Origin of the sequence: Pseudoalteromonas sp. meg-B1 (assembly GCF_003173795.1) — a bacterium.
Classification (GTDB): domain Bacteria; phylum Pseudomonadota; class Gammaproteobacteria; order Enterobacterales; family Alteromonadaceae; genus Pseudoalteromonas; species Pseudoalteromonas undina.
In genome coordinates this window covers 104,101-131,092 of record NZ_QGQU01000001.1, presented here as the reverse complement: position 1 = coordinate 131,092, position 26,992 = coordinate 104,101, and the positions used below count along the sequence as shown (strand labels likewise).

General features: G+C 41.4%; 24 protein-coding genes. 15 read left to right on the top strand and 9 right to left on the bottom strand.

Features of this window, described 5'->3' with window-relative positions:
- Positions 1 to 9 precede the first annotated feature (9 nt).
- Genes gpsA through DK924_RS00605 form a run of 4 tightly spaced genes read right to left on the bottom strand, consistent with a single transcriptional unit; the run spans position 10 to position 2,269 of the window.
- On the bottom strand, positions 10 to 1,017 hold the full coding sequence (gene gpsA / locus DK924_RS00620) for an NAD(P)H-dependent glycerol-3-phosphate dehydrogenase (protein ID WP_109874087.1): 1,008 nt from the start codon (positions 1,015 to 1,017) through the stop codon (positions 10 to 12).
- Between the two features lie 3 nt (positions 1,018 to 1,020).
- Positions 1,021 to 1,509: a protein-export chaperone SecB gene (gene secB, locus DK924_RS00615; protein ID WP_010391837.1), complete on the bottom strand. Its 489-nt coding sequence runs from the start codon at positions 1,507 to 1,509 to the stop codon at positions 1,021 to 1,023.
- A 38-nt stretch (positions 1,510 to 1,547) separates the two neighbouring features.
- Entirely contained in the window at positions 1,548 to 1,805 is a 258-nt protein-coding gene (gene grxC, locus DK924_RS00610; protein WP_010391834.1) for a glutaredoxin 3, read from the bottom strand.
- Between the two features lie 32 nt (positions 1,806 to 1,837).
- Entirely contained in the window at positions 1,838 to 2,269 is a 432-nt protein-coding gene (locus tag DK924_RS00605) for a rhodanese-like domain-containing protein (protein WP_010391832.1), read from the bottom strand.
- A 447-nt stretch (positions 2,270 to 2,716) separates the two neighbouring features.
- Here DK924_RS00605 and gpmM point away from each other — a divergent pair, with 447 nt between their 5' ends.
- From gpmM to DK924_RS00585, 4 genes are read left to right on the top strand one after another with little or no spacing between them, the layout of a single operon-like run.
- Complete coding sequence (gene gpmM, locus DK924_RS00600; protein ID WP_109874086.1) at positions 2,717 to 4,261, top strand: 2,3-bisphosphoglycerate-independent phosphoglycerate mutase; 1,545 nt, start codon at positions 2,717 to 2,719, stop codon at positions 4,259 to 4,261.
- 3 nt (positions 4,262 to 4,264) lie between these two features.
- The gene (locus DK924_RS00595) at positions 4,265 to 5,407 is read left to right on the top strand and encodes a murein hydrolase activator EnvC (protein WP_010391825.1); all 1,143 of its coding nucleotides are present in this window, start codon (positions 4,265 to 4,267) and stop codon (positions 5,405 to 5,407) included.
- A 33-nt stretch (positions 5,408 to 5,440) separates the two neighbouring features.
- On the top strand, positions 5,441 to 6,706 hold the full coding sequence (locus tag DK924_RS00590) for a S41 family peptidase (protein ID WP_010391823.1): 1,266 nt from the start codon (positions 5,441 to 5,443) through the stop codon (positions 6,704 to 6,706).
- A 57-nt stretch (positions 6,707 to 6,763) separates the two neighbouring features.
- Positions 6,764 to 7,516: a divergent polysaccharide deacetylase family protein gene (locus tag DK924_RS00585; protein WP_109874875.1), complete on the top strand. Its 753-nt coding sequence runs from the start codon at positions 6,764 to 6,766 to the stop codon at positions 7,514 to 7,516.
- Positions 7,517 to 7,574: 58 nt separating this feature from the next.
- On the opposite strand, the gene DK924_RS00580 is transcribed toward DK924_RS00585, so the two are convergent.
- The 5 genes from DK924_RS00580 to ftsY all read right to left on the bottom strand — a co-directional run bounded on the left by DK924_RS00580 (position 7,575) and on the right by ftsY (position 14,889).
- On the bottom strand, positions 7,575 to 9,446 hold the full coding sequence (locus DK924_RS00580; protein WP_109874085.1) for a methyl-accepting chemotaxis protein: 1,872 nt from the start codon (positions 9,444 to 9,446) through the stop codon (positions 7,575 to 7,577).
- A gap of 335 nt (positions 9,447 to 9,781) precedes the next feature.
- On the bottom strand, positions 9,782 to 10,645 hold the full coding sequence (rpoH, locus tag DK924_RS00575; RefSeq protein WP_008114893.1) for an RNA polymerase sigma factor RpoH: 864 nt from the start codon (positions 10,643 to 10,645) through the stop codon (positions 9,782 to 9,784).
- Between the two features lie 241 nt (positions 10,646 to 10,886).
- Entirely contained in the window at positions 10,887 to 11,873 is a 987-nt protein-coding gene (gene ftsX / locus DK924_RS00570) for a permease-like cell division protein FtsX (RefSeq protein ID WP_008114892.1), read from the bottom strand.
- Complete coding sequence (gene ftsE / locus DK924_RS00565; RefSeq protein ID WP_008114891.1) at positions 11,870 to 12,547, bottom strand: cell division ATP-binding protein FtsE; 678 nt, start codon at positions 12,545 to 12,547, stop codon at positions 11,870 to 11,872. The genes ftsX and ftsE overlap by 4 nt, the downstream gene beginning before the upstream one ends.
- Before the next feature lie 92 nt (positions 12,548 to 12,639).
- Positions 12,640 to 14,889 carry a signal recognition particle-docking protein FtsY gene (gene ftsY, locus DK924_RS00560; protein WP_109874084.1) on the bottom strand — a complete coding sequence of 750 codons (2,250 nt, stop codon included), beginning with the start codon at positions 14,887 to 14,889 and terminating at the stop codon, positions 12,640 to 12,642.
- A gap of 204 nt (positions 14,890 to 15,093) precedes the next feature.
- Between ftsY and rsmD the strand changes: the two genes are divergently transcribed.
- The 11 genes from rsmD (at position 15,094) to purD (ending at position 26,967) form a co-directional block, all read left to right on the top strand.
- On the top strand, positions 15,094 to 15,699 hold the full coding sequence (gene rsmD, locus DK924_RS00555; RefSeq protein WP_013465959.1) for a 16S rRNA (guanine(966)-N(2))-methyltransferase RsmD: 606 nt from the start codon (positions 15,094 to 15,096) through the stop codon (positions 15,697 to 15,699).
- A 145-nt stretch (positions 15,700 to 15,844) separates the two neighbouring features.
- Complete coding sequence (gene rpsU / locus DK924_RS00550) at positions 15,845 to 16,060, top strand: 30S ribosomal protein S21 (protein WP_002957797.1); 216 nt, start codon at positions 15,845 to 15,847, stop codon at positions 16,058 to 16,060.
- Positions 16,061 to 16,079: 19 nt separating this feature from the next.
- Positions 16,080 to 16,526: a GatB/YqeY domain-containing protein gene (locus tag DK924_RS00545; protein ID WP_016899740.1), complete on the top strand. Its 447-nt coding sequence runs from the start codon at positions 16,080 to 16,082 to the stop codon at positions 16,524 to 16,526.
- Positions 16,527 to 16,686: 160 nt separating this feature from the next.
- The gene (gene dnaG, locus DK924_RS00540; protein ID WP_109874083.1) at positions 16,687 to 18,438 is read left to right on the top strand and encodes a DNA primase; all 1,752 of its coding nucleotides are present in this window, start codon (positions 16,687 to 16,689) and stop codon (positions 18,436 to 18,438) included.
- 124 nt (positions 18,439 to 18,562) lie between these two features.
- Entirely contained in the window at positions 18,563 to 20,404 is a 1,842-nt protein-coding gene (rpoD, locus tag DK924_RS00535; RefSeq protein WP_010391796.1) for an RNA polymerase sigma factor RpoD, read from the top strand.
- Positions 20,405 to 20,475: 71 nt separating this feature from the next.
- A complete protein-coding gene (gene prmA, locus DK924_RS00530; protein WP_054202602.1) occupies positions 20,476 to 21,357 on the top strand; it encodes a 50S ribosomal protein L11 methyltransferase in 882 nt (293 codons plus the stop codon).
- Between the two features lie 281 nt (positions 21,358 to 21,638).
- Positions 21,639 to 22,610, top strand: coding sequence for a tRNA dihydrouridine synthase DusB (dusB, locus tag DK924_RS00525; RefSeq protein ID WP_010391792.1), 972 nt, complete (start codon positions 21,639 to 21,641; stop codon positions 22,608 to 22,610).
- 19 nt (positions 22,611 to 22,629) lie between these two features.
- Complete coding sequence (gene fis, locus DK924_RS00520) at positions 22,630 to 22,920, top strand: DNA-binding transcriptional regulator Fis (protein ID WP_002957804.1); 291 nt, start codon at positions 22,630 to 22,632, stop codon at positions 22,918 to 22,920.
- Between the two features lie 234 nt (positions 22,921 to 23,154).
- The gene (gene purH, locus DK924_RS00515; protein ID WP_109874082.1) at positions 23,155 to 24,741 is read left to right on the top strand and encodes a bifunctional phosphoribosylaminoimidazolecarboxamide formyltransferase/IMP cyclohydrolase; all 1,587 of its coding nucleotides are present in this window, start codon (positions 23,155 to 23,157) and stop codon (positions 24,739 to 24,741) included.
- Between the two features lie 109 nt (positions 24,742 to 24,850).
- Positions 24,851 to 25,669 (top strand): class I SAM-dependent methyltransferase, encoded by an 819-nt coding sequence (locus tag DK924_RS00510; protein WP_109874081.1) that lies wholly within the window; start codon positions 24,851 to 24,853, stop codon positions 25,667 to 25,669.
- 14 nt (positions 25,670 to 25,683) lie between these two features.
- Entirely contained in the window at positions 25,684 to 26,967 is a 1,284-nt protein-coding gene (gene purD, locus DK924_RS00505) for a phosphoribosylamine--glycine ligase (RefSeq protein WP_075169884.1), read from the top strand.
- Positions 26,968 to 26,992: the final 25 nt, after the last annotated feature.

Sequence of the window (26,992 nt, the reverse complement as noted above, 5' to 3'; positions counted from 1 at the left end):
CAGTTCGTTTTATTCTGATTTCTGTTCACGACCTAATAAGGCCATAGCAGCTGCTTTCATGTCTTTATTTTCATAAAGTACTTTGTATATTTGCTCAGTGATTGGCATTTCAACACCAGCACGCTGCGCGAGTAAATACACTTCTTTGGTATTTCTAAATCCCTCAACTACTTGGCCGATTGATGCAATCGCATCATCAACACTTTCACCTTTACCTAAGGCTAAACCAAAACGGCGATTGCGCGACTGATTATCGGTACAGGTTAGAATTAAATCGCCTAACCCAGCCATCCCCATAAAGGTCTCTGGCTTTGCACCTAGGGCACAACCCAAACGCGATAACTCTGCTAAACCACGGGTAATAAGCGCGGTACGTGCATTTGCACCAAAGCCAACACCATCAGAAATCCCTGCACCAATAGCAATTACGTTTTTAACCGCACCACCAAGCTGTATGCCAATAAAGTCGTCATTGTTGTACACTCTAAACGAGCGACCGCAATGTAATAAATCGGCAATTTGTTTCGCAAATGCTGATGACGTTGATGACACCGAAATAGCGGTTGGTGAGCCCTTAGCCATTTCTTTGGCAAAAGTTGGCCCCGAAAGCACTGCTAATGGTACTTCTTCACCGAGTTCTTGCACTGCCACTTCTTGCAATAAACGCCCAGTATTTGGCTCAAGCCCTTTAGTAGCCCACGCTATTTTTGCATCAGAGCGCAAAGCCGGTTTAATTTGCTTTAACGTGTCAGCAAACGCATGACTTGGCACAACAACTAAAACAATATCGCTAGCTGCTGTTGCATGCTGTAAATCGGCTTCAAGAATTAAGGTGTCAGGAAAAGGAATATCAGGTAAGTAACGTTGATTTTTTCGCTCAGCTGCAAGCGTCGCAACGTCTTGGCTATTGCGCCCCCATAAAGTCACTTTGTGACCATTTCGGGCTAAACAAATAGCAAGGGCGGTGCCATATGACCCCGCCCCTAAAACAGTAACAGCTGATGTTGCTGTATTCATAAATTATGCGTCTGCTGAAGCCTGCTCAGCTTGCGCTGTGCGTTGCTGCATGTACTGTGCAAATAATGCGTCAAAGTTAACTGGCGCAAGATTAAGTTGTGGAAACGTACCACGGTTTACTAAGTTCGATACCGCTTCACGTGCATATGGGAATAACACGTTAGGACAGAATGCACCTAACATGTGTGCTAATTGCATCTCTTCAACTTCAGCAATAGTAAAAATACCTGCTTGTTGAATTTCACACAAAAACGCAGTTTCTTCACCGATAGATGCTGTTACAGTTAACGCTAAAACAACTTCGTAAACACCTTCATCAAGCTTATTAGAGCGTGTATCTAAATCTAATTTTACTTCTGGAGCCCACTCTTTTTGAAAAATAGCTGGTGAATTTGGCGTTTCAAACGACACATCTTTAGTGTAAATACGTTGAATAGTAAACTGTGCGCCTGCATCAGCTTCTGCTGCTGCATTTTGATTTTGTTCGTTCATTGTTATTCCTAACCTGTTATTTATTATAATTAATTAAATTAAGCACTCAGCTTAGCGTCAAGGTGACCTTGTGCTTCTAGTGCCATCATGTCGTCACAGCCACCGATGTGTTCATCGTTGATAAAAATTTGTGGAACCGTGCTTGCGCCACCGGCTTTGGCGATCATTTCATCGCGAAGCTCTGGCTGAACGCCAATATCAATGTTTGTGTATTCTACACCTTTGCTGTCTAACAGCGCTAATGCGCGATGACAAAAAGGACAATATCCTTTGGTGTATAAAACAACGTTACTCATAATTAATCCTTAATCGGTTTAGCTAAGAGATATTAGCGACCGCTTGTTGTTGGCAGACTTGCTGATTGCCACGCACCCATACCGCCAGATAAAACATAAACCTGTTCATAGCCTGCTTTATGCATTGCGGTTGCAACACCTGAGGCAGTCATGCCTGCAGCACATACCACTATAATGGGTTTGCTCTTATACTTTTCAAGGGTTGAGAAATCAGATTCTTTAGCTTTTTCTGGGTTTAAATGCACAGCACCGGCAATATGACCTGTTTTAAACTCTTTTTGCCCGCGCATATCAACAACCTGACCGTCTTCGCGGTTAATAAGTAACGTTAACTGCTGAGGGTTGATCTGACGAATTGCTGAAAATTTACTTTTTATTGCGCCACTAACAATAAGAAACGCAATCGCAACCCAAGCTAGGCTTAGAATTGGATGATTTGAGACAAATTCAATATATTGATCCATTCGACTTCCACTATAAAGTTACATGCTAAAACAAGGTGTTTTAGGTATTTAATTCATATTTATTGTACTTACACAATGAGCAGTCACTCATCAATAAGTCAATTTAGAGCACTGCTAGGCTACTCTGAGTTTTACCTACACATAGGCTTAACTTACCCCACAAGCCTATTCAATACTTGAATAAAATAGGGATTAGCCGCGCAAGTATACCCAAATCAGCTAAAAATGCGAGTTTAAGCACGCGTGAAAGCCACAATGTAGTGCTCTTTTAACTGAAAAATAACCTAACCCTTTAAAATATTCAATTGAGAGAGTGAGCTCATTGAAAATTTTTAATATCTTCTTTTCATTGCTGATCCTAGCTATAAAACACGGTATGCTTAAGCTTGGCATGTTGGCATTAATGTTAGCGTGTATTTTAGCAACGCTAATTATTCAGGAGTGACTATGACAGAGCATAAAAAACCACTGGTATTAATGATTTTAGATGGCTGGGGATACAGAGAAGATGAGCAAAGCAATGCCATTTTAGCTGCTAATACCCCTGTATTAGATGAGCTTTGGGCAACTCGCCCTCATACATTAATCTCAGCTTCGGGTTTAGATGTGGGTCTTCCTGTTGGTCAAATGGGTAATTCTGAGGTTGGCCACGTTAATTTAGGTGCTGGTCGTATTGTGTATCAAGATTTTACTCGCATCACAAAAGCCATTGATGATGGCGAATTTGATACAACCCCTGCACTGGTTGAAAACATTGATAAAGCTGTTCATGCCAACAAAGCCGTTCATATTATGGGACTGCTAAGCCCTGGTGGCGTTCATAGTCACGAAGATCATATTGTGGCGAGTATACAATTGGCTGCAAAACGCGGCGCTAAAGAGGTGTACTTTCATGCCTTTTTAGATGGCAGAGATACTCCCCCACGCAGCGCTAAAGCATCAATTGAGCGTATTGAAGCCTTGTTTAGCGAACTTAAATGTGGCCGTTTAGCCTCATTAATTGGTCGTTACTATGCCATGGACAGAGACAACCGCTGGAACCGTGTTGAAAAAGCGTATAATTTAATCACCCTAGGTGAAAGCGACTTTGATTATGAAGATGGCGTAAACGCACTTAACGCGGCTTATGAGCGCGATGAAAATGACGAATTTGTAGCAGCAAGTACTATTACCCCAAAAGGTAGCGAATCAGTAAAAGTAAATGATGGCGACACCATTATATTTGCCAACTTTAGAGCAGACCGCGCACGCGAAATCACTCGCGCCTTTGTCGAACCTGATTTTGACGGCTTTAATAAGAAAAAATCGCCCGAGCTTAGTGCCTTTGTGATGATGACTGAGTACGCTGCTGATATTGATGCGCCAGTGGCTTTTGGCCCAACGCCGCTTAATAACGTACTTGGCGAATGGTTTGAAAAACAAGGTAAAACTCAGCTACGTATATCTGAAACTGAAAAATATGCCCACGTTACCTTTTTCTTTAGTGGCGGACGCGAAAATGAGTTTGACGGCGAAACTCGCGAGCTGATCCCATCTCCTCAAGTAGCAACGTATGATTTACAGCCAGAAATGAACTCACAAATGCTTACCGATAAACTCGTTGCAGCAATAAAAAGTGGAAAGTATGATGCCATTATTTGTAACTACCCTAATGGCGATATGGTCGGCCACTCAGGTGTATTTGAAGCGGCAGTTAAAGCCTGTGAAGCAGTAGATAGCTGTATTGGTCGTGTAGTTGATGCCCTTAAAGAATATGGTGGAGAAGCACTAATAACTGCTGATCATGGTAATGCAGAGCAAATGGCAAACCTTAAAACAGGCCAAGCGCACACAGCACATACTAGCGAGCCAGTACCCTTTATTTATGTAGGTCGTGACGCACAAGCGCATACCGGTAAAGCCTTGAGCGATGTTGCACCTACTATGCTGCATTTAATGGGTTTGGAACAACCTGCAGAAATGACAGGTTCGCCAATTATGGTGTTGAAATAATTTATGAATAAAAGCGCATGCCGCATCATTGCGTGTATATGTGTACTAAACTCATTAGCCACTGGCGTTGCAGTGGCTAATGAAGATCGTACCAAAAAAGACCTATCCCAAGTACAAGTTGCTTTAGAGCAAAGCCAAGCTGAGTTTCAACAACAGCAAAAAGAAATAGCTAAACAGCAGCAAAAACTAAAAACACATGAGCTCGCTATAGCGAAAAACGCTAAAGCACTTAATATGGCTGAGCAATCCGTTAAAAAAACACAACAACAGCAAGCAGAGCAACAACAACGCGCGGCAAAGCTTGAAAAACAACAAGCCCAATTTCAACGTATTTTAGCAGCACAGTTAAAAAGTGCTTATATGGCAGGTAGCGATGACTATTCAAAAATGCTACTTAACCAAGAAGATACCGCCAAATTTGAACGCACACTTAGCTACTATAACTACCTGAATAAAGCTCGTATAAAGCAACTTGATGATCTTAAAGCACTGCAAGTTGAGATTGCAAAAAATCAAGCTGAGCTTGCGAAAACAAAAGAGAGGCTCGTTGCTTTATTTGAAGAACAAAAAAGACGACAAGCAGCACTTCTTGGGGCTAAAAATGAGCGCCAAGCAAGCTTACAAAACCTAAAAAAGCAGTTAAATAAAACCAAAAATTCCATTAGCTATTTAGAAGAAAACGAACAAACTCTGATCGCCACAATAAAAGAACTTGAAGAAGAAGAAAAAGTCACAAAAATTGAACTACTTGGCTTAAATCGTAATAAAGGAAAATTAAACTGGCCGAGCAAAGGAAAATTAGCGCATAGGTTTGGTCAACGTAAGCACGGCGGAATAAACTGGAAAGGTGTATTAATTTCTGCATCTGAAGGGACTTCAGTTAATAGCATTGATAATGGCCAAGTAGTATTTGCCGACTGGTTAAAAGGCTATGGCTGGGTAATCGTACTTGACCATGGTCAAGGTTTTATGAGCTTATACGGACACGCACAAACCTTGCTAAAAGACGTGGGTGATATGGTCAGAGAAGGTGAAAGTGTTGCATTAGTTGGGCAAAGCGGTGGACAAGCCGATTCTGGTCTATACTTTGAAATACGTCATAAAGGGCGTGCTGTTAATCCCATAAAATGGTGCAGGCGTATTTAATATCAAAATAGCTGCATCCTGTTAGAGGCAGTTATGATAAACACACACATTTGCCAACAAAAAACTTCTGTGAAAAAGCGAGCCCCCTGCTTTTGTTTTATCTTATTTGTTTTATTAGTGTTTTTTGGCTTTATAAATACTGCCTATGCAAGCTCGGTTAAAGACTTAGAAAGCCAAAAAATAAATGAAATACTGTTTAATATTCACACCTACTACGTTGATGATTTAGCACTGCAAAACAGTGAGTATATTGAATACAACTCGTCTCAATTTGAACGCTTATACTCTAAGCTCGACGCCTACTCTAAGTATTTAGATAAAAATGAGCTAAATGCATTATTTAATAACACGAATGGTCGCTATACCGGCCTAGGTATAGAAGTAAAAAGCATCGAGCAACGCACCACGATTGTTAAAGTGATTAATAATTCACCAGCCAAACAAGCAGGACTTCGCTCAGGCGATATAATTACTGCCGTTAATCAGCACTATGTAGAAAACAGTCCGATTGATTTAGTTGCACAATACATCAAAGACAGCGCTAACGGTAAAGTACAGCTAAGTATTACCCGTAATAACACTCAAACACCGCTAATATTTAATCTAAGTAGAAAACAAATTAAGCTAACGAGTGTAACCAAGCAACTACTTGACTCAGGTAGCGGTTATATCGCTATTAATAACTTTTCTAATCACACTTTGCATGAAGTTGCCTTGCAAATAGCCGCCATGCAAAACCATTATGGCCATTCATTAAAAGGCCTAATTATTGATTTACGAGATAACCCGGGAGGCACTTTAAAGAGTGCAGTTGCGGTAGCAGACCTGTTTCTTCAAGATGGCTTAATTGTAACGACCAAAGGGCGCTTTTATGATTCGAACCAATCTTTTTACGCTAAACGCGGCGATATTTTGAAAGGTGCTCCGATTGTTGTCCTGATTAATGAAAATTCAGCCTCAGCAGCAGAAATACTGGCTGCAGCGTTAAAAGAAAATCTACGTGCAAAAATAGTAGGGAGTCAGTCGTTTGGTAAAGGAACAGTGCAATCACTTATTCCATTAGGCGACGGCGATACCGCCTTAAAACTAACCACCGCACGTTACTTTACGCCACTGGGAGAGTCTATTGAAGGGATTGGCGTAACTCCAAATGTGGCGATTAATCAAACAACACTTCCACAAACAAATAAAGCCGTTATAATAAAAAATGAACAATTAGAACAAAACACCGTTTTTAACGCTGAAGAATTAGCCGATATCCAGTTAGTAAAAGCAAAACAGCTACTTAGCATGCAATAAAAACGGTAAACTATTTAAAGATAATAAAAATTATAAAACGTGAAAATTATAAATTTAATGGTGTTAGCTGGGCTTTTTTTAATCCTATTTGCTACACCCCATGGTGTTAAAGCCAAACAAATAGCCATAGTGATCGATGACATAGGTTATCATCAACGTGACCTAGAATTCCTAAGTTTACCTGGGCAATTGTCTTATTCAATTTTGCCTCACACCCCCTATTCTCAAATATTTGCAACCCTTGCTAGTCAGTCAAATAAAGAGCTCCTGTTGCATGTGCCTATGCAAGCTTTAAATGGCAAAAAGCTAGGCCCTGGGGCGCTTACTTTAAATATGGATAAAGCACAACTTCAACAAACACTCGGTAATGCACTGGCGAGTTTGCCACAAGTTAAAGGGGTTAATAATCATATGGGTTCTGCACTCACTCAGCAAAGCCAAGCAATGAAGTGGACCATGGAAGTACTTAAAAAGCGTCAGTTGTATTTTCTCGATAGCCGAACAACCGAATTAAGCCAGGCGCAAAATGCAGCTAACTTTTTGGGGGTAGAAAATATTGGTCGGCATGTATTTTTAGATAATATAACTACCCCTGAGCAGCTACAATTTAGGCTAGAAGAGCTAAAGTCAAAAGCAACTAAATATCAGTTTGCCATTGCAATAGCACACCCCTACCCCGAAACTATCGATTTTTTACGCCAAGCTTTGCCGCAATTAATCGAGCAAGGATTTGAACTGGTACCAGTATCACAGCTGGTAGAACGTAAGTATGTACAAATAGCCCAACAACAAGCCATTTCATTAAACTGATGGAGTAAGCGAACGCCTTACTCCAACAGTTAATTTAACTCAATTATAAGTATGGTATTTATAAAACAAATGTCGCTACCTTGGCATTTAGATCTGTAGCTCTGTCTTTTAATACTTCGGCTTGGCTTAAATGCGCGGTAGCTGAGGTAGTTATTTCATCGGTTACATCTTTAATAGCAACCGTATTTCTAGTAATTTCATTGGTCACTTGCGTTTGCTCTTCTGCTGCAACCGCTATTTGACCCGCCATATCAGAAATCTCATTTACCGCCAAAGTAATTTCTTCTAGTGCGTGTGCAGCAGCATTTACATCATCCACACTATTGTTGGCATAGCCCTTACTGCTGTCCATCAAGCTCACTGCTTTTTTAGTGGTGTTTTGTAAGGTTTCTATAGTGGTATAAATTTCGGCTGTAGAGTTTTGTGTTCTTCTTGATAACACGCGCACTTCATCGGCAACCACTGCAAAACCACGCCCCTGCTCTCCCGCACGGGCGGCCTCTATTGCAGCATTAAGTGCTAAGAGATTTGTTTGCTCAGCAATTTCTTGAATGGTAGTTAAAATGCTCGATATAGCCTGAGCATGCAAACTTAATTCACCAATAACTGTGGTAGTTTGGTCTATTTCGCCCGCGAGTGAATTAATCGTGTTTCTGGTTTTATCAACTAACAGCTTACCTTCACGGCTACTTTGTGCCGATTGTTGCGATGCGGTTGCGGTGTTTTCTGCATTAGCGGCAATTTCATGGGTTGCACTCGCCATTTCTGTGACCGCGGTAGCAACCATAGCCACTTCTTGTTGCTGACGCTGCAACTCACTGACACTGCTTTGGTTGGTGATCAAGCTTTTCTCTGCATCAAAGTCTAAGTCAGTAGCTAATTGACGAATATGACTGATCAGTTCATGTTGGCTACTAACAAAACGATTAAAACTATCAGCCAGAACCCCAACTTCATCTTGCGTATCAACAGTTATACGCTGGGTTAAATCACCGTTACCATCTGCAATTGTTGATAAAGCTTGCGACACTCGGCTCAAAGGAGCGAGCAATACACCCAATAACCATGAAATAGCCAACACACTCAGTAAAAGTGCTACTGCAACCAGCACTAATTGGGTCAGCAATAAACTAATAAGCGGAGCCTCTAAAGTTTGTTTATCCAATACAAACAACAACTGCCAATCTGTATTGTTAATGTTTTCACCCCAAACTAGCTTCTCTCGGCCTTCACTCTCAAAGTAAACAGGAGTAAATTCACCGTTTTGACTGTTAGATAAAATTAATTGATGATTTATTTTCGAGTCAATACGCGTAATATCTGCCATTACTTTTCTAGCGTCTTTGTAGGCAATCACAGTGCCATCTTTATGCATCATAATGGCGTACCCATCTGCAGGCAAAGACATTGTATTGACGCTATCAACCAAGGCCTCAATCGATAAATCCCCCGCAACCACACCGCTTTGCGTGGTTTTAGCAATAGAAACAACCAACTGATTAAACGCGGTATCTAAATAAGGTTTGGTAATTACGGTGCTACTTTGAAGCAGTGCTTGTTTATACCATGGACGAGTGCGCGGATCGTAGCCGGTGCGATCAATACTGGGATCAGAGTCAGTCATTTTTCCGCTACTATCTCCAAAGTAAGTTAACTGAAAGCCACCTGAAAATGCTGCTTGCTGAAGTGCGCTGAGCGTGTTGCCCTCAACCTTATTCGCAACCGATTTAATTATCTGCTGACGACTAGCTAGCCAATCTTCAATACTCGTAGCCTGTTGCTTACCAGATTGGCTTACGTTATCAATGCTGCTTTTTAGCAGTAACGCTTTTTGAGAGGTATAGCTATTCCACGACAGCAATACAATAATAACGGCTAGGGCAAGAACGACCGATAGCAAGATTTTTTTCTTTAGTGAATATGAGTTCATATTGAGTGTAAATACTCGCGTTAAATGAAATTGAAAGGCAACAAACCAGCAATTAAATGACTTAATTTAGGCTACGATTTGAGCGATAAGTCGCTCAGGTGCGCGAATATTTTCATATACCCAAATTAAAAACAAACTAAAATCATGTATTTAAATTAAAACCAAACTTATTCATTAATTTTAAAGAGCGTATATTTAATTAAAAGATACATAGATGTGACTAGAGGTAAGCAGAACAAGAAAAACGATACTTTCTATTAACCTTTTTAGTTAGCTTTTTTAGTTAAAAAAAAGCCCCGCATTTTCATGCAGGGCTTAATCAGTTTTTAGTGCGATTAACTCATCGCGCTTTGTAATTTTTTCATTGCTGTTTTTTCCAGCTGGCGAACACGCTCTGCTGATACGCTGTATTTTTCAGCCAGCTCTTGCAGTGTTGCTTTATCGTCTGACAGCCAACGAGCACTAACAATATCTTGAGAACGCTCATCGAGAGTTTTCAAAGCGCTAAATAAACGCGTATGTGACTGTTCTTGCCATTGTTGCTGTTCAATGTCGTCAGCTAAATCAGCAGAACCATCGGTTAAGTACTGTACCGGTGAGTAAGTACTTGTTGGCGCGTCATCATTATCGTCGCCAGTTAAATCAAAGCCCATGTCTTGGCCGCTCATACGCGATTCCATTTCACGTACTTCTTTTTCACTCACACCTAGCTCGCTAGCTACTGTGCTCACTTCAGCTTGGTTAAACCAACCTAAACGCTTTTTATTTTTACGTAAGTTAAAAAACAATTTACGTTGTGCTTTGGTCGTCGCTACTTTAACGATACGCCAGTTTTTAAGCACAAACTCATGAATTTCGGCTTTAATCCAATGAACGGCAAATGAAACCAAACGTACACCCACTGATGGGTCAAAACGTTTTACTGCTTTCATCAGTCCGATGTTACCTTCTTGAATTAAATCAGCTTGAGGTAACCCGTAACCCGAGTAGCTTTTAGCTATGTGCGCTACAAAGCGCAAATGCGACATAATGAGTTGCTTTGCAGCACTAAGATCGCCTTCTTCCTGAAGTCTTTTTGCAAGTTCCTGCTCTTGCTCAACTTTAAGCATAGGAATAGTACTAACAGCTTGAAGGTAGCCGTCCATACTTGCGCTTTGTTGCCCAACTGTAAGTGCCATTGCGTATAAATCTTTACTCATTTTTCACCTCGGTGATAAACATTTGAAACCATCTTAGCACTCTTTTAGTAAGAGTGCTAACTTGAATTTAAAACTTTTTTGAATCATAAATCAAGTGGTTTTTTTAGTGTTAAGTCAGTCTACGCTAGGCGACTGAATAACCTATGAATTGATTTAGCCAAAACAAAAATAACCTTTTTGCTTTGGCTTTTTTATTATTTTAAACTCAAAACATGACAGTTTTAAGAATTATATTAGGGCCCTAAACCTTATCAGGTTCTATTTCTGAGATGTAACGATTAACCGATAAGTAAGAACCAATAAAACCTAAACTAGTAGCAAGTAATACCAACGCGCCAAACTCATTAAGACTAAGCCCTATTAGCGTAAAACTGGTTTGATACACCCCTGCAACACTGCTTACTGCAGCAGATAGCCACCACATCATTAATGCTACACAAATAAAGGCAAACAATCCGCCAATCACGCCATACCAAATGCCAGTCCATAAAAAGGGAGCGTGTATAAAGGTATTGGTTGCCCCTACTAGCTTCATTACCTGTATTTCTTCTTTTTTATCCATAATAGATAAACGAATTGTATTGCCTATAATAAGCGTCACTGAGGTAAGTAATAATAGCGCAATAGTAATTACACTCTCTTTTAACAAACTTAGTAATGCATTTAGGCGCTCAAGCCAAGCAATATCAAGCTTACCAAAGTCAACTTCGCGTTCGGCTTCAAGTTTTTTAAGCAATTGCTTAGCTGCATTAGGTTGGCTATGTCGTTGTGTTGGTGTGACTAAAACTACATTCGGTAACGGGTTGGTATCTAAATACTCTAAAGCCTGACCAAAGCCAGACATTTCTTTGAACTCATCCAAAGCCTCAGTGCGAGAAATAAAAGTCACAGTTTGTATTTCGGGATATAGCGCTAAACGTTTAACTAAGGTTTGCGTTTCTTGCTCGCTCATATTTTCTTTTACAAACAAGGATATTTCGCTGGCTTGCTCAAAACCACTACTCACTTGCTGCACATTTTTTACCACTAAATATAGTGTTGCAGGCAACGTTAAACTCAAACCGAGTACTGCAATGGTCATCATTGAAGCCAATGGCGTGCGCCACATTTCTCCTAGACTGTACACACCTTGGCGAAAAATATTAATAATAAAAAAGTAACCGCCAGAGAATACTGACTTTTTTTGTTTATCATTACTATTTTGACGGCTTTTGAACAGTAAACTCATAATACCCCCTCAGCCAGTGGATCTTGGCTCATTCGTCCATCATGAAGCGTTAAACTGCGGTACTTCATCCGTGACACTAAGCCCAAATCATGAGTGGCAATTAAAACCGTGGTGCCATGTTTATTAAAGTCTTCAAACAGGCGTAATATTTCCATTGATAATTCAGGGTCTAAGTTACCGGTAGGTTCATCGGCTAGCAATATAGGTGGCGAATTGACGATGGCTCGTGCAATCCCTACTCGTTGTTGTTCACCACCAGAAAGTGTAGAAGGGTGACAGCGCACTTTATCTAACAAACCCACTTTATCAAGCGCTCCATGCACACGTTTGGCAATTTGCTTGTGGTGAGTCCCTTCAATAATTAAGGGCAAAGCAACGTTATCAAATACCGTGTATCGCTCTAATAATCGATGATTTTGAAAAATAATACCAATGTCGCGACGTGCATACGGAATTTGACGGGAATTTAATTTATTTAAATCCACGCCATTAATAAACACGTTTCCTGCAGAAGGACGTTCCATTAAGCTAATAAGCTTTAATAGTGTACTTTTACCAGCCCCACTGTGGCCAGTTAGAAAGGCCAATTCGCCAGGCTTTATATGAAAGTTCACTTTTTCAAGCGCGCGGTGTCCACCGGCATAGGTTTTACTTACTTGCTGAAAATTTATCATTTTTTATTATTGCCAATTTATTGTTAGCCTTAGGCTCTAAATAAAATGGTATTCCTCGCAATTAAAAAGGGAGCAGGCTCCCTTTTGGTAAATTAAGCGTCGTCCTCATCTTGACTAAATAGCGCGTCAATAAAGTCATCGCTCTTGAAGGTACGTAAATCATCAATACTTTCACCTACGCCAATGTAACGAATAGGAATATTAAACTTATCGGCAACGGCAAAAATAACCCCACCTTTAGCAGTACCATCAAGCTTTGATAATGTGATACCGGTTAAACCTACACATTGATTAAATAAATTTACTTGGCTAATTGCATTTTGGCCTGTACCAGCATCAATAGTCAGCATCACTTCATGAGGTGCATCAGGGTCTACTTTTTTCATTACACGAGCTATTTTTTCAAGCTCTTGCATTAAGTTATCTTTATTTTGCAAGCGCCCTGCTGTATCAGCAATTAACACATCGACATTACGTGCTTTTGCAGCTTGAAAAGCATCAAATACTACCGATGCACTATCAGCACCTGTATGTTGAGCTATTACCGGTATGCTGTTACGTTCACCCCATACTTGAAGCTGCTCTACCGCTGCAGCTCTAAAAGTATCACCGGCAGCAAGCATGACCGACTTACCTTGATTTTGGAATTGCTTGGCCATTTTACCAATGGTGGTGGTTTTACCTACGCCGTTTACCCCTACCATTAAAATAACAAAAGGTTTTTTATCTGCTGGTATTTCTAAAGGCTGCTCTGCTGTTTTTAGCATAGTTGCCATTTCTTGTTTCATAAGCTCATAAAGCGCATCACCATCTTTAAGTTGCTTGCGATCGGCTGCATCAGTTAAATTATCAATGAGCTTCATGGTGGTATCAACACCGAGATCAGCAGTAAGTAACTGAGTCTCTAGCTCTTCAAATAACTCGTCGTCAATTTTTTTACCGCTAAAAATTGACGAAAAACCAGAGCCAATATTAACTCGAGTTTTAAGTAAGCCTTTTTTGAGACGAGAGAAAAAGCCTTCTTTTTTAGGTTTTTCCGCTTTCTTTGCTTCTTCCTCTGCAAGCTCTGCGGTCAGTCGCTGTTGCTCTAGACGCTCAGCCTCTTCTTCAGCTGCAATACGCTGTTGCTCTAAACGTTCATTCTCTGCTTGCTCTGCTGCAATACGCTGTTGTTCTAAGCGCTCATTTTCAGCTTGCTCTGCTGCAATACGCTGTTGCTCTAAACGTTCATTCTCTGCTTGCTCTGCTGCAATACGCTGTTGCTCTAAACGTTCATTCTCAGCTTGCTCTGCTGCAATACGCTGTTGTTCTAAGCGCTCATTCTCAGCTTGCTCTGCTGCAATACGCTGTTGTTCTAGACGCTCATTTTCAGCTTGCTCTGCTGCAATACGCTGTTGCTCTAAACGTTCATTTTCAGCTTGCTCTGCTGCAATGCGCTGTTGCTCTAAACGCTCATTCTCAGCTTGCTCTGCTGCAATACGCTGTTGCTCTAAACGTTCATTTTCAGCTTGCTCTGCTGCAATGCGCTGTTGCTCTAAACGCTCATTCTCAGCTTGCTCTGCTGCAATACGCTGTTGTTCTAAGCGCTCATTCTCAGCTTGCTCTGCTGCAATACGCTGTTGCTCTAAACGTTCATTTTCAGCTTGTTCAGCCGCGATACGTTCTTGCTCTAACAACATTTTCGCTTCTTGTTCAGCTAAACGTTTAGCTTGCTCTTGTCTTTGCTGCTCTGCATCCGCCTGTTGTTTAGCTAATAGCTCTGTATTAGCGTGTTCAATCGCTTGTTTTTCTGCTGCCGCAGCGCGTTGAGCTTGCGCCTGTGTCTCTTGCTCTAAACGTTCAGCTTCTGCTTTTTCAGCTGCTATACGCTCTTGCTGTAACAACATTTGCGCTTCTTGTTCAGCCAAACGCTTAGCTTGCTCTTGTCTTTGCTGCTCGGCATCTGCCTGTTGTTTAGCTAATAGCTCGGCGTTAGCTTGTTCAATCGCTTGTTTTTCTGCTGCCGCAGCGCGTTGTGCTTGCGCCTGTTTTTCTTGCTCTAAACGCTCTGTCTCTGCTTTTTCGGCAGCTATTTGTTGTTCGGCTTTTTCAGCTTGCTCTTGCGCTAAACGTTCTGCTTCAGCTTGTTCAGCTGCAATTCGGGCTTGTTCTAAACGTTCGGCTTCAGCTTCAGCTGCTATACGCTGTTGTTCGGCTTTTTCGGCTTGCTCTGCAGCTAAACGTTCTTGCTCGGCTTTTTCTGCCTGCTCTTTTGCTAATGCTTGTTGTTTATCAGCTTCTGCTTGTTTTTTATCTGACTTGCCAAAACCGAGCCACGACATGAATTTACTTTTTTTTGCCATACTTGCTAATAACCACTTATAAAAATCTGATAAACTAACGATAATGATAGCGTGCTTTTAAGCCTAAATAATTGCTTTTAGCAACACGTTATCCTCGAGGGTGCATAATAGTAACACTTTTAGCGCAGTTGAAAAATGACACGCCGTGATATGATTGCAATATTATCTGAGCTAGATCATAGATACCAATTTTTAGTGAGTTAAATGAGAAAAAAAACCACACAAAATAACACCACTCATAAATCAGCTGATGGGGTTATTAGAATCATTAGCGGCCAATTTCGCGGTCGAAAACTGCCAGTAAAAGATGTTCAAGGTCTGCGTCCCACAACCGACCGAATTAAAGAAACAGTGTTTAATTGGTTGATGCACGATACCCGCGATGCGCACACTCTCGATTGCTTTGCCGGTTCCGGTGGATTGGGATTTGAAGCATTGTCGCGTTTTGCAAAACACACCACATTTATAGAGCTTGATTCACAAGCAGCAAAACAATTAGAGCAAAACATTGCGACGCTTGATGCACAAAACGCGCAAGTCGTTAATACTAATACACTGACGTTTTTAGAGAGAAAAAACACCAGTGACACATTTAATTTGGTTTTTATTGACCCACCATTTCGCAAAAATTTAGCTCAATCATGCTGTGATTTATTGGAAAATAATCAATGGCTCGACCCCGAAGCATTGATATATGTTGAAGTAGAAACTGAGCTAACCTCGTTTAAAGCACCAAATAACTGGTTGTTAATTAAAGAAAAAAAGGCGGGCCAGGTTTTTTGTCGGCTGTACCAACGGCATATAAATTAACACTGTTTTAGCTGATGCGTTTCTGTTAATATTATCCTTTACATGTGGTGTTGCTTCGGATTACAATACCGCACCATTTTTGAACCACTTGATCAATGTTTGATCAACTTGAGCAACGCTCATAATTTAGGTAGGTGAATTTTTAATGCCAGTAATTAAAGTAAGAGAGAACGAACCGTTTGACGTAGCACTTCGTCGCTTCAAGCGTTCATGTGAAAAAGCAGGTATCCTTTCAGAAGTTCGTCGTCGCGAGCACTATGAAAAACCAACAGCTGAGCGTAAGCGTAAAAAAGCAGCTGCTGTTAAACGTCACATGAAAAAACTTTCTCGTGATAACGCTCGTCGCGTTAAATTATACTAATATATTAGGTCTTGTATAAATGAGCCTTTTAATAACGCTAAAAGATGCGCAAAAAGATGCGATGAGAGCCAAAGACAAACAACGTCTTAACCCTATTCGTATGGTACTTGCTGCAATCAAGCAACGTGAAATTGACGAGCAAATAACACTAGACGACGCAGGTATTACCTCCGTTATAGTGAAGCTTGTTAAACAACGTCGCGACTCTTACACTCAGTATAAAGATGCTGGGCGTGATGATTTAGCTGATATTGAAGCCAATGAAATTACAGCACTTGAAGCTTTTTTACCTCAACAATTGAGTGAAGAAGAAATTATTGCTCTCATTGACGCGGCTATTGCTGATACTAACGCAGCAGGTATGCAAGACATGGGTAAAGTAATGGGTATAATCAAAAGCAAAGCCGAAGGTCGTGCCGATATGGGCAAAATCTCAGGTTTAATTAAGCAACGATTAACTGCCTAATACTCCCACATACATTAAGTATGATTGAAGTAAACCGAGCCTTGAGCTCGGTTTCTTCGTTTAGAGCACTTCAAAAAAATATGCATTTGTGTTCCAATCTCTGCGTATTATAATTCGCTTTTAACACTTTTATATTTACCTTAGGGCTGTACTTTAAACAATGGCTGGAAAGATCCCACGCAACTTTATCGATGATTTATTGGCACGAACCGATATTGTCGATCTGATTGACTCAAAGGTAGGGTTGAAAAAAGCAGGCAAAGACTATCAAGCTTGCTGTCCTTTTCACAATGAAAAATCGCCTTCGTTTACTGTATCGCAAGATAAACAGTTTTATCATTGCTTTGGCTGTGGCGCTAACGGCAATGCTATTTCTTTTGTTATGGAATATGACAAACTTGAGTTTGTTGATGCAATTGAAGAGCTAGCCAGTTTACTTAACCTAGATGTTCCTCGCGAACAAGGAAGTAGTAATGGCCCAGAACGCACCGCAGCACAAAAACGTTCTGACTACGATTTAATGCTCCATGCAGCGCGTTTTTATCAACACCAGTTAAAACATCATAGTAATTCTGAAACAGTAATAGACTATGTAAAAGGTCGCGGCTTAAGCGGCGCAACAGTTAAAAAGTTTATGATGGGCTATGCGCCCAGCGAATGGGAAGGCCTCTGCCAACAGCTTGGACGTAATCAAGAACAAAAAGAGCAATTAGTTGAGCTAAAGCTCGCATCTGAAAAAACGCCAGGTAAGCAATTCGATTTTTTCCGTGATCGTTTAATGTTTCCTATTCGTGATAAACGCGGTCGCGTCATTGCTTTTGGTGGCCGTGTAATGCAAGCAGATCAGGGGCCAAAATATTTAAACTCTCCTGAAACACGAATATTCCACAAAGGCTTTGAACTTTACGGCCTTTATGAAGCAAAACAAGCACATAAAAAACTCGATCATGTACTCATAGTAGAAGGTTATATGGACGTTGTTGCGCTGGCTGAACAAGGCATAGAATACGCAGTTGCCGCACTCGGCACAGCGACAACCAGCGAGCATATGCACACCTTATTTAGAACCACTGACAAAGTTATTTGTTGCTACGACGGTGACCGTGCAGGTAAAGATGCCGCGTGGCGTGCACTGGAAAATGCACTTCCTTACTTAAACGATGGCAAAGCACTGCATTTTGTATTTCTACCTGATGGTGAAGACCCTGATTCACTCGTTCAACAAGAAGGTAAAGAGGCTTTTGAGCAGCGGCTAGAAAACGCCGATGACTTCACTAAAGTGCTGTTTAATAAACTCAGTAAAGAAATTGATTTAACGCTCGATTCCGGTAAGGCTAAGTTACTCAGTGCAGCACTGCCATTAATTGAAAAAATCCCAAGTGAGTTCTATCAAGAAAATATCTTGGAGCAACTTGGCAGATTAATTGGTCGCACCCGTGAGCAACTCAATAATCACTTAAAAACACCAAAACAGCAGCAGGCAATTGAACGTAAATTTAAAATTACACCGATGCGCCAAGCGATAGGCATTTTAGTTCAGCACCCTAATTTGGCAAAAAGCGTGCCCTACTTGCCTGATTTAGCACAAATGAATATTGCAGGAATCGGCTTGTTATTACGCCTACAACATCAAGCGTTACAAAAAGATGGCATTACCACTGCACAAATTCTCGAATCATTTAGAGACACTGATGACTATGAGCCATTAACTAAGTTGGCGACATGGCAACATCAAATAGATGAAGAGCGTTTAGAGACTGTTTTTCAAAATACTTTTAAATTTATTGAAGATCAGTGTTTAAATTATCGACTAGAGACCCTATTAATAAAAGACAAGACACAGGGCTTAAATAGCGATGAACGACTAGAATGTCATTTGCTAATGACAGCGTTAAAAACGACTAACGGCTAGTCAGATTTGATTTAGGCTGTTATACTGTGCTATTCACTGCGTCACATTATTCTGGTTAGCCTTTGAGCAAACTCCATGATGGCGCCTGTTGTATCAACTTATCAGAGTGGAAGAAACAATCTCTATGGATCCAACTCCTCAGTCACAATTAAAACTTCTGATTCAAAAAGGTAAAGAGCAAGGTTACTTAACTTTTGCAGAAGTTAATGATCACCTTCCACAAGATATTATCGACTCAGATCAAGTAGAAGATATCATTAGCATGATTAATGACATGGGTATCAAGGTTAGCGAAAACGCGCCTGATGCTGATGAATTAATGATGCAAGAAACCACGACAGACGAAGACGCAGCGGAAGCTGCCGCTGCAGCCCTTGCTACTGTAGAAAAAGAAATCGGCCGTACAACAGACCCTGTTCGCATGTACATGCGTGAAATGGGTACTGTTGAACTTCTTACCCGTGAAGGCGAAATTGTTATCGCTAAACGTATTGAAGAAGGCATTAACCAAGTACAGATTTCGGTTGCTGAATACCCAGAAGCGATCACTTACCTACTTGAACAGTGGGATAAGTTTGAAGCAGAAGAGATGCGCCTTAGCGACATTATCTCTGGCTTTTTCGATCCTGATGCAGACGAAGCACCACCAATTGCTGCCACTAACATTGGTTCTGAATTAAGCGAAAAACAGCTTGATGACAGCGACGATGATGATGACAGCGATGATGAAGACGAAGAAGAAGTAGATACAGGTCCAGATCCTGAAGAAGCGCGCATCCATTTCGAAAACTTACGTGATTTATACACTAAAGCACGTGAAACATTCGATAAGAAAGGTCGCTCTCATCCAGAATCTCAAGCCGCTATTTTAGAAATTGGTGAGTTGTTCAGAACCTTTAAACTTGTGCCTAAACAATTTGACCGCATGGTTAATAACATGCGTGAAATGATGGACCGAGTTCGCGTTCAAGAACGTCTTATCATGAAGCATGCAGTACAAGTTTCAAAGCTTCCAAAGAAAACCTTTGTTAAGCACTTTGCAAACAACGAAACTGACACAGCATGGCTTGATATTGAAATTGCAGCTAACGAAAAGCATTCAGCTAAACTTGAAGAAGTGAAGCCTGAAATACTTCGTTGTATTAGCAAACTTTCTTCAATGGAAGAAAGCACTGGCTTAAGCATTGAACGTATTAAAGATATAAACCGTCGCATGAGTATTGGTGAAGCGAAAGCGCGCCGTGCTAAAAAAGAGATGGTAGAAGCGAACTTACGTCTGGTAATTTCAATCGCTAAAAAATACACCAACCGTGGTTTACAGTTCTTGGATTTAATTCAAGAAGGTAATATTGGTTTGATGAAAGCAGTTGATAAATTTGAATACCGTCGTGGTTATAAGTTCTCTACTTATGCTACGTGGTGGATTCGCCAAGCAATTACTCGCTCTATTGCTGACCAAGCAAGAACGATCCGTATTCCAGTACATATGATTGAAACGATCAATAAATTGAACCGTATTTCACGTCAAATGTTACAAGAAATGGGTCGTGAGCCAAATCCAGAAGAATTAGCTGAACGCATGATGATGCCTGAGGATAAAATCCGTAAGGTACTTAAGATTGCAAAAGAGCCAATTTCAATGGAAACACCGATTGGTGATGATGAAGATTCGCACTTAGGCGACTTCATTGAAGATACGACTATTGATTCGCCTATCGATTCGGCAACAATGGAGTCTCTTCGTGGCGCAACTAACGATGTGCTCGCTGGCTTAACTGCCCGTGAAGCGAAAGTACTGCGTATGCGTTTTGGTATTGATATGAATACCGACCACACGTTGGAAGAAGTAGGTAAGCAGTTTGATGTAACACGTGAGCGTATTCGTCAAATTGAAGCGAAGGCACTACGTAAATTACGTCACCCTTCTCGCTCTGATTTACTGAAAAGCTTTTTAGACGCTAAATAATCTAGCGTTACATTATGAGTTAACTCAAAAGGCCGCTGTAGCGGCCTTTTTTCTATTTCAAGGAAATAAACATGGCTTGGATCCAAATCCGTATCAATGCCAATGCTGCAACCGCAGATGCAGTTAGTGACTTATTAATGGAAGCTGGTAGCGCTTCTGTTACTTTTATTGATGCTAAAGACACCCCTATTTACGAACCCAAAATTGGCACTGTCGTTTTTTGGGCTGATACCACAGTAATTGGTCTGTTCGAAGCTAATCACGATATGAACGCCGTGGTTGCGTTATTAAAGCGCCATGATGAGCTCAAAGACAATTTAGTTTACAAAATCGAGCAACTCGAAGACAAAGATTGGGAACGTGAATGGATGGATAACTTCCACCCTATTCAATTTGGCGAAAAACTATGGATTTGCCCTAGCTGGCGCGATATTCCAGACCCTGACGCAGTCAATGTGCTACTTGATCCTGGCCTTGCATTTGGTACTGGCACGCACGCCACCACCGCGCTGTGTTTAAAGTGGCTTGAAAGCCAAGACTTAAGCGGCAAAACGGTAGTCGATTTTGGTTGTGGTTCAGGCATATTAGGCATTGCAGCAATTAAACTAGGTGCAGAGCGAATGATAGGGATAGACATTGATCCGCAAGCGCTAGAAGCAAGCTTAGATAACGCTAACCGTAATGGCGTTGCTGACAAGCTTGAAGTTTATCTACCAGAAAACCAGCCTGAATTTACAGCCGATATTGTTGTGGCAAATATTTTAGCGCAACCTCTGCGTGAGCTTCATAGTGTGATTTTAGGATTATTAAAACCAGGTGGTAAAATTGCCATGTCGGGCATTTTAGAAGAGCAAGCAAAATCGGTTGCCGATATATATGCGCCCTTTATTGAACTTGATGAGATTGCCATTGAAGGCGACTGGACCCGAGTCAGTGGCATTAAAAAAGCATAATAGTGCGTTTTTAAAAATTTAGAGCATTAACTCAAAAGTCGTTTCTAGAGCCTGTATTTAACAGGCTTTACTATTTTTTTACATAATAAAAAATAAAGATTTTTTATTATAAAAGCAACGACCGTTCAAAATTCACACAAATAAACCGCTTCGTCATACGGTTATCAAATGTCAATACGAAAAGAGCAAAAAAAAGTCACTTTTGTTCAATTTATAGCCTTTGATTTTTGCGCAAAAAGCCGTAAACTTAGCGCCCCTTGAAAAGAGGCCTATTGAATATCGTGCGTATCGGTTCATACCAACTTGAGAATAATGTCATTGTCGCGCCTATGGCGGGCATAACAGACAGACCATTTAGACAGTTATGTCGTCGTTTAGGCGCTGGCCTTGCTGTGTCTGAAATGCTGTCGTCTAATCCGAAGGTTTGGAAAACCGAAAAGTCGATGAACCGAATGGATCATTCTGGTGAGTCGGGTATACGTGCGGTGCAAATTGCAGGAGCAGACCCTGAGCTTATGGCACAGGCCGCACAATTCAATGTTGCAAACGGTGCACAGATCATAGATATCAATATGGGGTGCCCAGCAAAAAAAGTGAACAAGAAACTTGCAGGCTCAGCCTTATTACAGTTTCCAGAACTCGTGGAAGAGATTATTGATGCCGTCGTTAATGCGGTTGATATACCTGTAACACTTAAAATCCGTACTGGATGGGATCAGGACAACCGTAATGGTGTAGAGATTGCAAGAATAGCTGAACGTTATGGCATTGCATCACTGGCTGTACATGGGCGCACGCGCGCATGTATGTACAAAGGTGATGCTGAGTACGCCACAATTAGGGATATAAAACGTTCAGTGTCGATACCTGTGGTTGCTAATGGTGATATTACATCACCTGAAAAAGCAAAGCAGGTTTTGGACTATACGGGTGCAGATGCCATCATGATTGGTCGAGCCGCCCAAGGTCGCCCTTGGATATTTAGGGAGATAGACCACTATTTGCGAACTGGTGAACATATGCAGCCACCTGCTATTGCAGAGGTGCGCAGTATTTTAATGGAGCATTTAACCAACCTCCATATGTTTTACGGTGAGCCAATGGGAGCACGAATCGCTCGCAAACATGTATCTTGGTATTTGCAAACCCATGACAGTGACGGTCAGTTTAGGCGAGTATTTAATGCGCTCGACAATTCCGAAGAACAGGTCGTCGCATTAGAGCAATACTTTAAAACACTAGCAGCTAACTAAGAAAGAAAGAGACTTTATAATGTTCGAACAAAACGTGACTTCTCCATTTATCACAAACCCTCATGTTCAGTCACACGAGAAACCGCAGCCATTGCGTGATGCAGTAAAAAAAGCTGTTCACCACTACTTAAAACAGCTTAACGGTCAAGATGTGCAAGACGTTTACGACCTTGTTCTTTCTGAGCTAGAAGCGCCATTGCTTGAAGAAGTAATGACTTACACACGTGGTAACCAAACTCGTGCGGCAATTTTACTAGGTATCAACCGTGGTACTTTACGTAAAAAGCTTAAAAAATACGGTATGAACTAATACCTAAGGTATTGATGCCGTAATTGCTTTACCGCGCTTACTGATTCAATACACCGAGTGTTTTATAAAACGCTCTTAAAAAGCACCTTAGGGTGCTTTTTTTATATGCAAAATTTATTAACGAAATTGCAAAATGCTCACGCTTTATGGGTCGTTATAAGTCGTTTTTTGAGTCGGAATCAGTTAAAATACGCGCTTCTAAGCTAGCTCATTAACTGAGGAAATCAAACTACAATGGATACACATCGTCCTATACGTCGCGCACTTTTGAGTGTGTCAGACAAAACCGGTATTGTTGAATTTGCCCGTGCACTAGAAGCACAAGGTGTTGAAATACTTTCAACTGGCGGCACATGTAAACTACTTGCTGATAATGCTATTAAAGTGACTGAAGTATCAGATCACACCGGTCACCCTGAGATCATGGATGGTCGCGTAAAAACCCTTCACCCAAAAATTCATGGCGGTATCCTTGCTCGTCGTGGTCAAGATGAAGACGTAATGGCAGATAACAACATTGCTGCTATCGACATCGTTGTAGTTAACTTATACCCCTTTGCGAACACTGTCGCTCAAGAAAACTGCAGCCTTGAAGATGCTATTGAAAACATCGATATTGGTGGCCCAACCATGGTGCGTGCAGCAGCTAAAAATCACAAAGATGTGACGATTGTTGTTAACGCAAGCGACTACGACCGTGTTATCAGCGAAATGCAAAATAATAACGGCTCAACCACCTACAAAACCCGCTTTGATTTAGCTATTGCCGCCTATGAGCACACAGCGCAATACGACGGTATGATTGCTAACTACTTCGGTAAAATGGTTCCTGATTACACAGAAGAAGCCGCTGAAGATACTAAGTTCCCACGTACTATTAATATGCAATTCACTAAAAAGCAAGATATGCGTTACGGTGAAAATTCGCATCAAGATGCCGCGTTTTATGTTGAAAACGACATCACTGAAGCGTCTGTGGCGACAGCGACTCAGCTACAAGGTAAAGCATTATCGTTTAACAATATTGCCGATACCGATGCCGCACTTGAGTGTGTTAAAGAATTTGATGTACCTGCGTGTGTTATTGTAAAACATGCTAATCCATGTGGTGTTTCAATTGGCGACAATATCTTAGAAGCGTACGATCGCGCTTTTAAAACAGATCCAACGTCAGCGTTTGGCGGCATCATTGCTTTTAACCAAGAGCTTGATGCCAACACCGCACAAGCGATTGTTGAACGTCAATTTGTTGAAGTTATTATCGCACCAAGCGTAAGTGCAGAAGCGGCTCAAATAGTATCAGCTAAGCAGAATGTTCGCTTATTAGAGTGTGGCGAGTTTTCAGCTAAAGGCACAGGCCATGACATTAAACGCGTTAATGGCGGCGTTCTAATTCAAGACCGTGATTTAGGTATGGTAACTCAAGGCGACTTAACGGTTGTTTCTAAGCGCCAGCCTTCTGAGCAAGAACTTAAAGACTTACTGTTCTGTTGGAAAGTGGCTAAATTTGTTAAATCAAACGCCATTGTTTATGCCCGCGACGGTATGACTATTGGTGTTGGCGCAGGCCAAATGAGCCGTGTTTACTCAGCTAAAATTGCCGGTATTAAAGCCGCTGATGAAAACCTTGAAGTTAAAGGCTCAGTCATGGCATCAGATGCATTTTTCCCATTCCGTGATGGCATTGATGCTGCAGCCGCAGCAGGTATTACCGCGGTTATTCAACCGGGTGGTTCAATGCGCGATGAAGAAGTAATTGCCGCCGCTGATGAAGCCGGTATGGCAATGGTGTTTACGGGTATGCGCCATTTCCGCCATTAATCGCTTAAAGAGCTAACTGCTTCAGTTAGCTCTTTTTGTTTGCATCAAATTCACGTATTCTGCTTATTCTATAACCATGACTAACAATTATAATGTGAAGGATTAGACGATGAAATTTGCACTAAAATCTCTACTGGTTGCCACACTGTCATTAAGCTCAACAATGTCATTGGCACACAACCATGGCCACGACTCAGCATTAACAAATGCAGTTAAAGCAAGTGAGCGCAGCAGTGAACGCGACCAATACCGTAATCCTGTAGAAACCCTCGAATTTTTTGGCTTTAAACCAACAATGACTGTGGTAGAAATTGCGCCTGGCGGTGGTTGGTATAGTGAAATTTTAGCGCCAGCATTAAAAGAGCAAGGCACCTATTATGCCGCGCATTTTCCTGCTGATTCATCGGTAGGTTACTACCAACGTTCTCTTGCTGGTTTTAAAGCTAAAATCGCTGAAGATGCACGCTTTAGTGACGTTAAACTTACTGAGTTTGCTCCTTCTACTCATTTAGATATTGCTCCTGCAAGTAGCGCCGATATGGTACTTACTTTTCGTAATGTCCATAATTGGTTCATGAGTAAAGATAAAAAAGCTGCAAGCAATGCGTTTAAGTCATTTTATACAGCACTTAAACCTGGCGGCACTTTAGGCGTAGTTGAACATCGCCTACCCGAAGAGCAAGCCGATGAAATGCAAAAGTCATCAGGTTATATGAAGCAGAGTGTGGTTATTGCACTTGCTGAACAAGCAGGTTTTGAACTTGAAGCAAAAAGCGATATTAATGCAAACCCTCTTGATACAGCCGATCACCCTAAAGGGGTATGGACCCTTCCACCGAGCCTTAGACTTGGCGAGCAAGATGCCGCTAAATATAAAGCTATAGGTGAAAGCGACCGTATGACGCTGAAATTTAAAAAACCGCTTTAAATAGGATATTCGCCATGAATGTATTAGTCATTGGCAGCGGCGGCCGCGAACACGCACTTGCGTTTAAGGCCGCTCAAAATACAAAAGTAAACACTGTTTATGTTGCTCCAGGTAATGCGGGCACAGCCCTTGAGCCAAAACTTGAGAACGTAGCAATTAACGTTGAAGATCTTGATGGGCTACTTAGCTTTGCACAACAAAATAATGTTGAGCTAACCATTGTTGGTCCAGAAGTGCCGCTAGTATTAGGTGTTGTTGATAAGTTTCGTGAACACGGCTTAGCTATTTTTGGCCCAACAGCAGGTGCAGCCCAGCTTGAAGGGTCTAAATCGTTCACTAAAGACTTTTTAGCACGTCATGCTATCCCAACCGCTGATTACCAAACGTTTGAACAAATCGACCCTGCGCTTGCCTATTTAAAAGAGAAAGGCGCACCGATTGTTATAAAAGCCGATGGTTTAGCGGCAGGTAAAGGCGTGATTGTAGCTATGGATGAACGCGATGCAGAAGAAGCCATTCGCGATATGCTTGCGGGTAATGCCTTTGGTGAAGCTGGCAGCCGCGTTGTCATCGAAGAGTTTTTAGAAGGTGAAGAAGCGTCGTTTATCGTAATGGTTGATGGTGAAAACGTACTGCCATTTGCAACTAGCCAAGATCATAAACGTGCTTACAATGGCGATGCTGGCCCAAATACTGGCGGTATGGGCGCTTATTCTCCGGCACCGGTAGTGACTGATGAAATTCATCAACGCATTATGAATGAAGTGATTTACCCTACGGTAGAAGGTATGGCTAGCGAAGGCCACCCGTACACTGGCTTTTTATATGCAGGCTTAATGATAGATGACACCGGCACACCAAAAGTAATTGAATATAACTGTCGTTTTGGCGACCCTGAAACACAACCTATGATGCTACGTTTGCAATCAGATTTAGTTGAGCTGATTGAAGCTGCTAACCGTGTAGAGCTTGATAAAACTACCATTGAGTTTGATTCACGCGCTGCTGTAGGTGTTGTTTTAGCTGCCAAAGGCTACCCAGATAGCTACCCGAAAGGCGATGCGATTAGTGGCCTGAAAGTAACTTACCCTGAAGGCGAAAAAGTTTTTCACGCAGGGACTAAGCAAGATGGCGATAACGTAGTAACTGCCGGTGGTAGAGTATTATGTGCAACGGCACTAGGTAATACCGTTACACAAGCGCAACAACGTGCCTATAAACTGGTTGATGAAATCAGCTGGGACGGCATGGAATACCGTACAGATATAGCCTATCGTGCAATTGCTCGTGAACAATAATTATTGAGTTTTACTCATTAAACTT

What these genes read in the sequence shown, in the direction of transcription:
- prmA (WP_054202602.1), top strand. Translation starts at nt 20,476, where the DNA reads ATGGCTTGGATCCAAATCCGTATCAATGCCAATGCTGCAACCGCAGAT.
- rsmD (WP_013465959.1), top strand. Translation starts at nt 15,094, where the DNA reads ATGAGAAAAAAAACCACACAAAATAACACCACTCATAAATCAGCTGAT.
- ftsY (WP_109874084.1), bottom strand. Translation starts at nt 14,889, where the DNA reads ATGGCAAAAAAAAGTAAATTCATGTCGTGGCTCGGTTTTGGCAAGTCA.
- DK924_RS00585 (WP_109874875.1), top strand. Translation starts at nt 6,764, where the DNA reads ATGGTGTTAGCTGGGCTTTTTTTAATCCTATTTGCTACACCCCATGGT.
- rpoH (WP_008114893.1), bottom strand. Translation starts at nt 10,645, where the DNA reads ATGAGTAAAGATTTATACGCAATGGCACTTACAGTTGGGCAACAAAGC.
- ftsE (WP_008114891.1), bottom strand. Translation starts at nt 12,547, where the DNA reads ATGATAAATTTTCAGCAAGTAAGTAAAACCTATGCCGGTGGACACCGC.
- gpmM (WP_109874086.1), top strand. Translation starts at nt 2,717, where the DNA reads ATGACAGAGCATAAAAAACCACTGGTATTAATGATTTTAGATGGCTGG.
- DK924_RS00590 (WP_010391823.1), top strand. Translation starts at nt 5,441, where the DNA reads ATGATAAACACACACATTTGCCAACAAAAAACTTCTGTGAAAAAGCGA.
- rpsU (WP_002957797.1), top strand. Translation starts at nt 15,845, where the DNA reads ATGCCAGTAATTAAAGTAAGAGAGAACGAACCGTTTGACGTAGCACTT.
- gpsA (WP_109874087.1), bottom strand. Translation starts at nt 1,017, where the DNA reads ATGAATACAGCAACATCAGCTGTTACTGTTTTAGGGGCGGGGTCATAT.
- DK924_RS00545 (WP_016899740.1), top strand. Translation starts at nt 16,080, where the DNA reads ATGAGCCTTTTAATAACGCTAAAAGATGCGCAAAAAGATGCGATGAGA.
- DK924_RS00510 (WP_109874081.1), top strand. Translation starts at nt 24,851, where the DNA reads ATGAAATTTGCACTAAAATCTCTACTGGTTGCCACACTGTCATTAAGC.
- secB (WP_010391837.1), bottom strand. Translation starts at nt 1,509, where the DNA reads ATGAACGAACAAAATCAAAATGCAGCAGCAGAAGCTGATGCAGGCGCA.
- purD (WP_075169884.1), top strand. Translation starts at nt 25,684, where the DNA reads ATGAATGTATTAGTCATTGGCAGCGGCGGCCGCGAACACGCACTTGCG.
- DK924_RS00580 (WP_109874085.1), bottom strand. Translation starts at nt 9,446, where the DNA reads ATGAACTCATATTCACTAAAGAAAAAAATCTTGCTATCGGTCGTTCTT.
- DK924_RS00605 (WP_010391832.1), bottom strand. Translation starts at nt 2,269, where the DNA reads ATGGATCAATATATTGAATTTGTCTCAAATCATCCAATTCTAAGCCTA.
- dnaG (WP_109874083.1), top strand. Translation starts at nt 16,687, where the DNA reads ATGGCTGGAAAGATCCCACGCAACTTTATCGATGATTTATTGGCACGA.
- fis (WP_002957804.1), top strand. Translation starts at nt 22,630, where the DNA reads ATGTTCGAACAAAACGTGACTTCTCCATTTATCACAAACCCTCATGTT.
- ftsX (WP_008114892.1), bottom strand. Translation starts at nt 11,873, where the DNA reads ATGAGTTTACTGTTCAAAAGCCGTCAAAATAGTAATGATAAACAAAAA.
- grxC (WP_010391834.1), bottom strand. Translation starts at nt 1,805, where the DNA reads ATGAGTAACGTTGTTTTATACACCAAAGGATATTGTCCTTTTTGTCAT.
- purH (WP_109874082.1), top strand. Translation starts at nt 23,155, where the DNA reads ATGGATACACATCGTCCTATACGTCGCGCACTTTTGAGTGTGTCAGAC.
- rpoD (WP_010391796.1), top strand. Translation starts at nt 18,563, where the DNA reads ATGGATCCAACTCCTCAGTCACAATTAAAACTTCTGATTCAAAAAGGT.
- DK924_RS00595 (WP_010391825.1), top strand. Translation starts at nt 4,265, where the DNA reads ATGAATAAAAGCGCATGCCGCATCATTGCGTGTATATGTGTACTAAAC.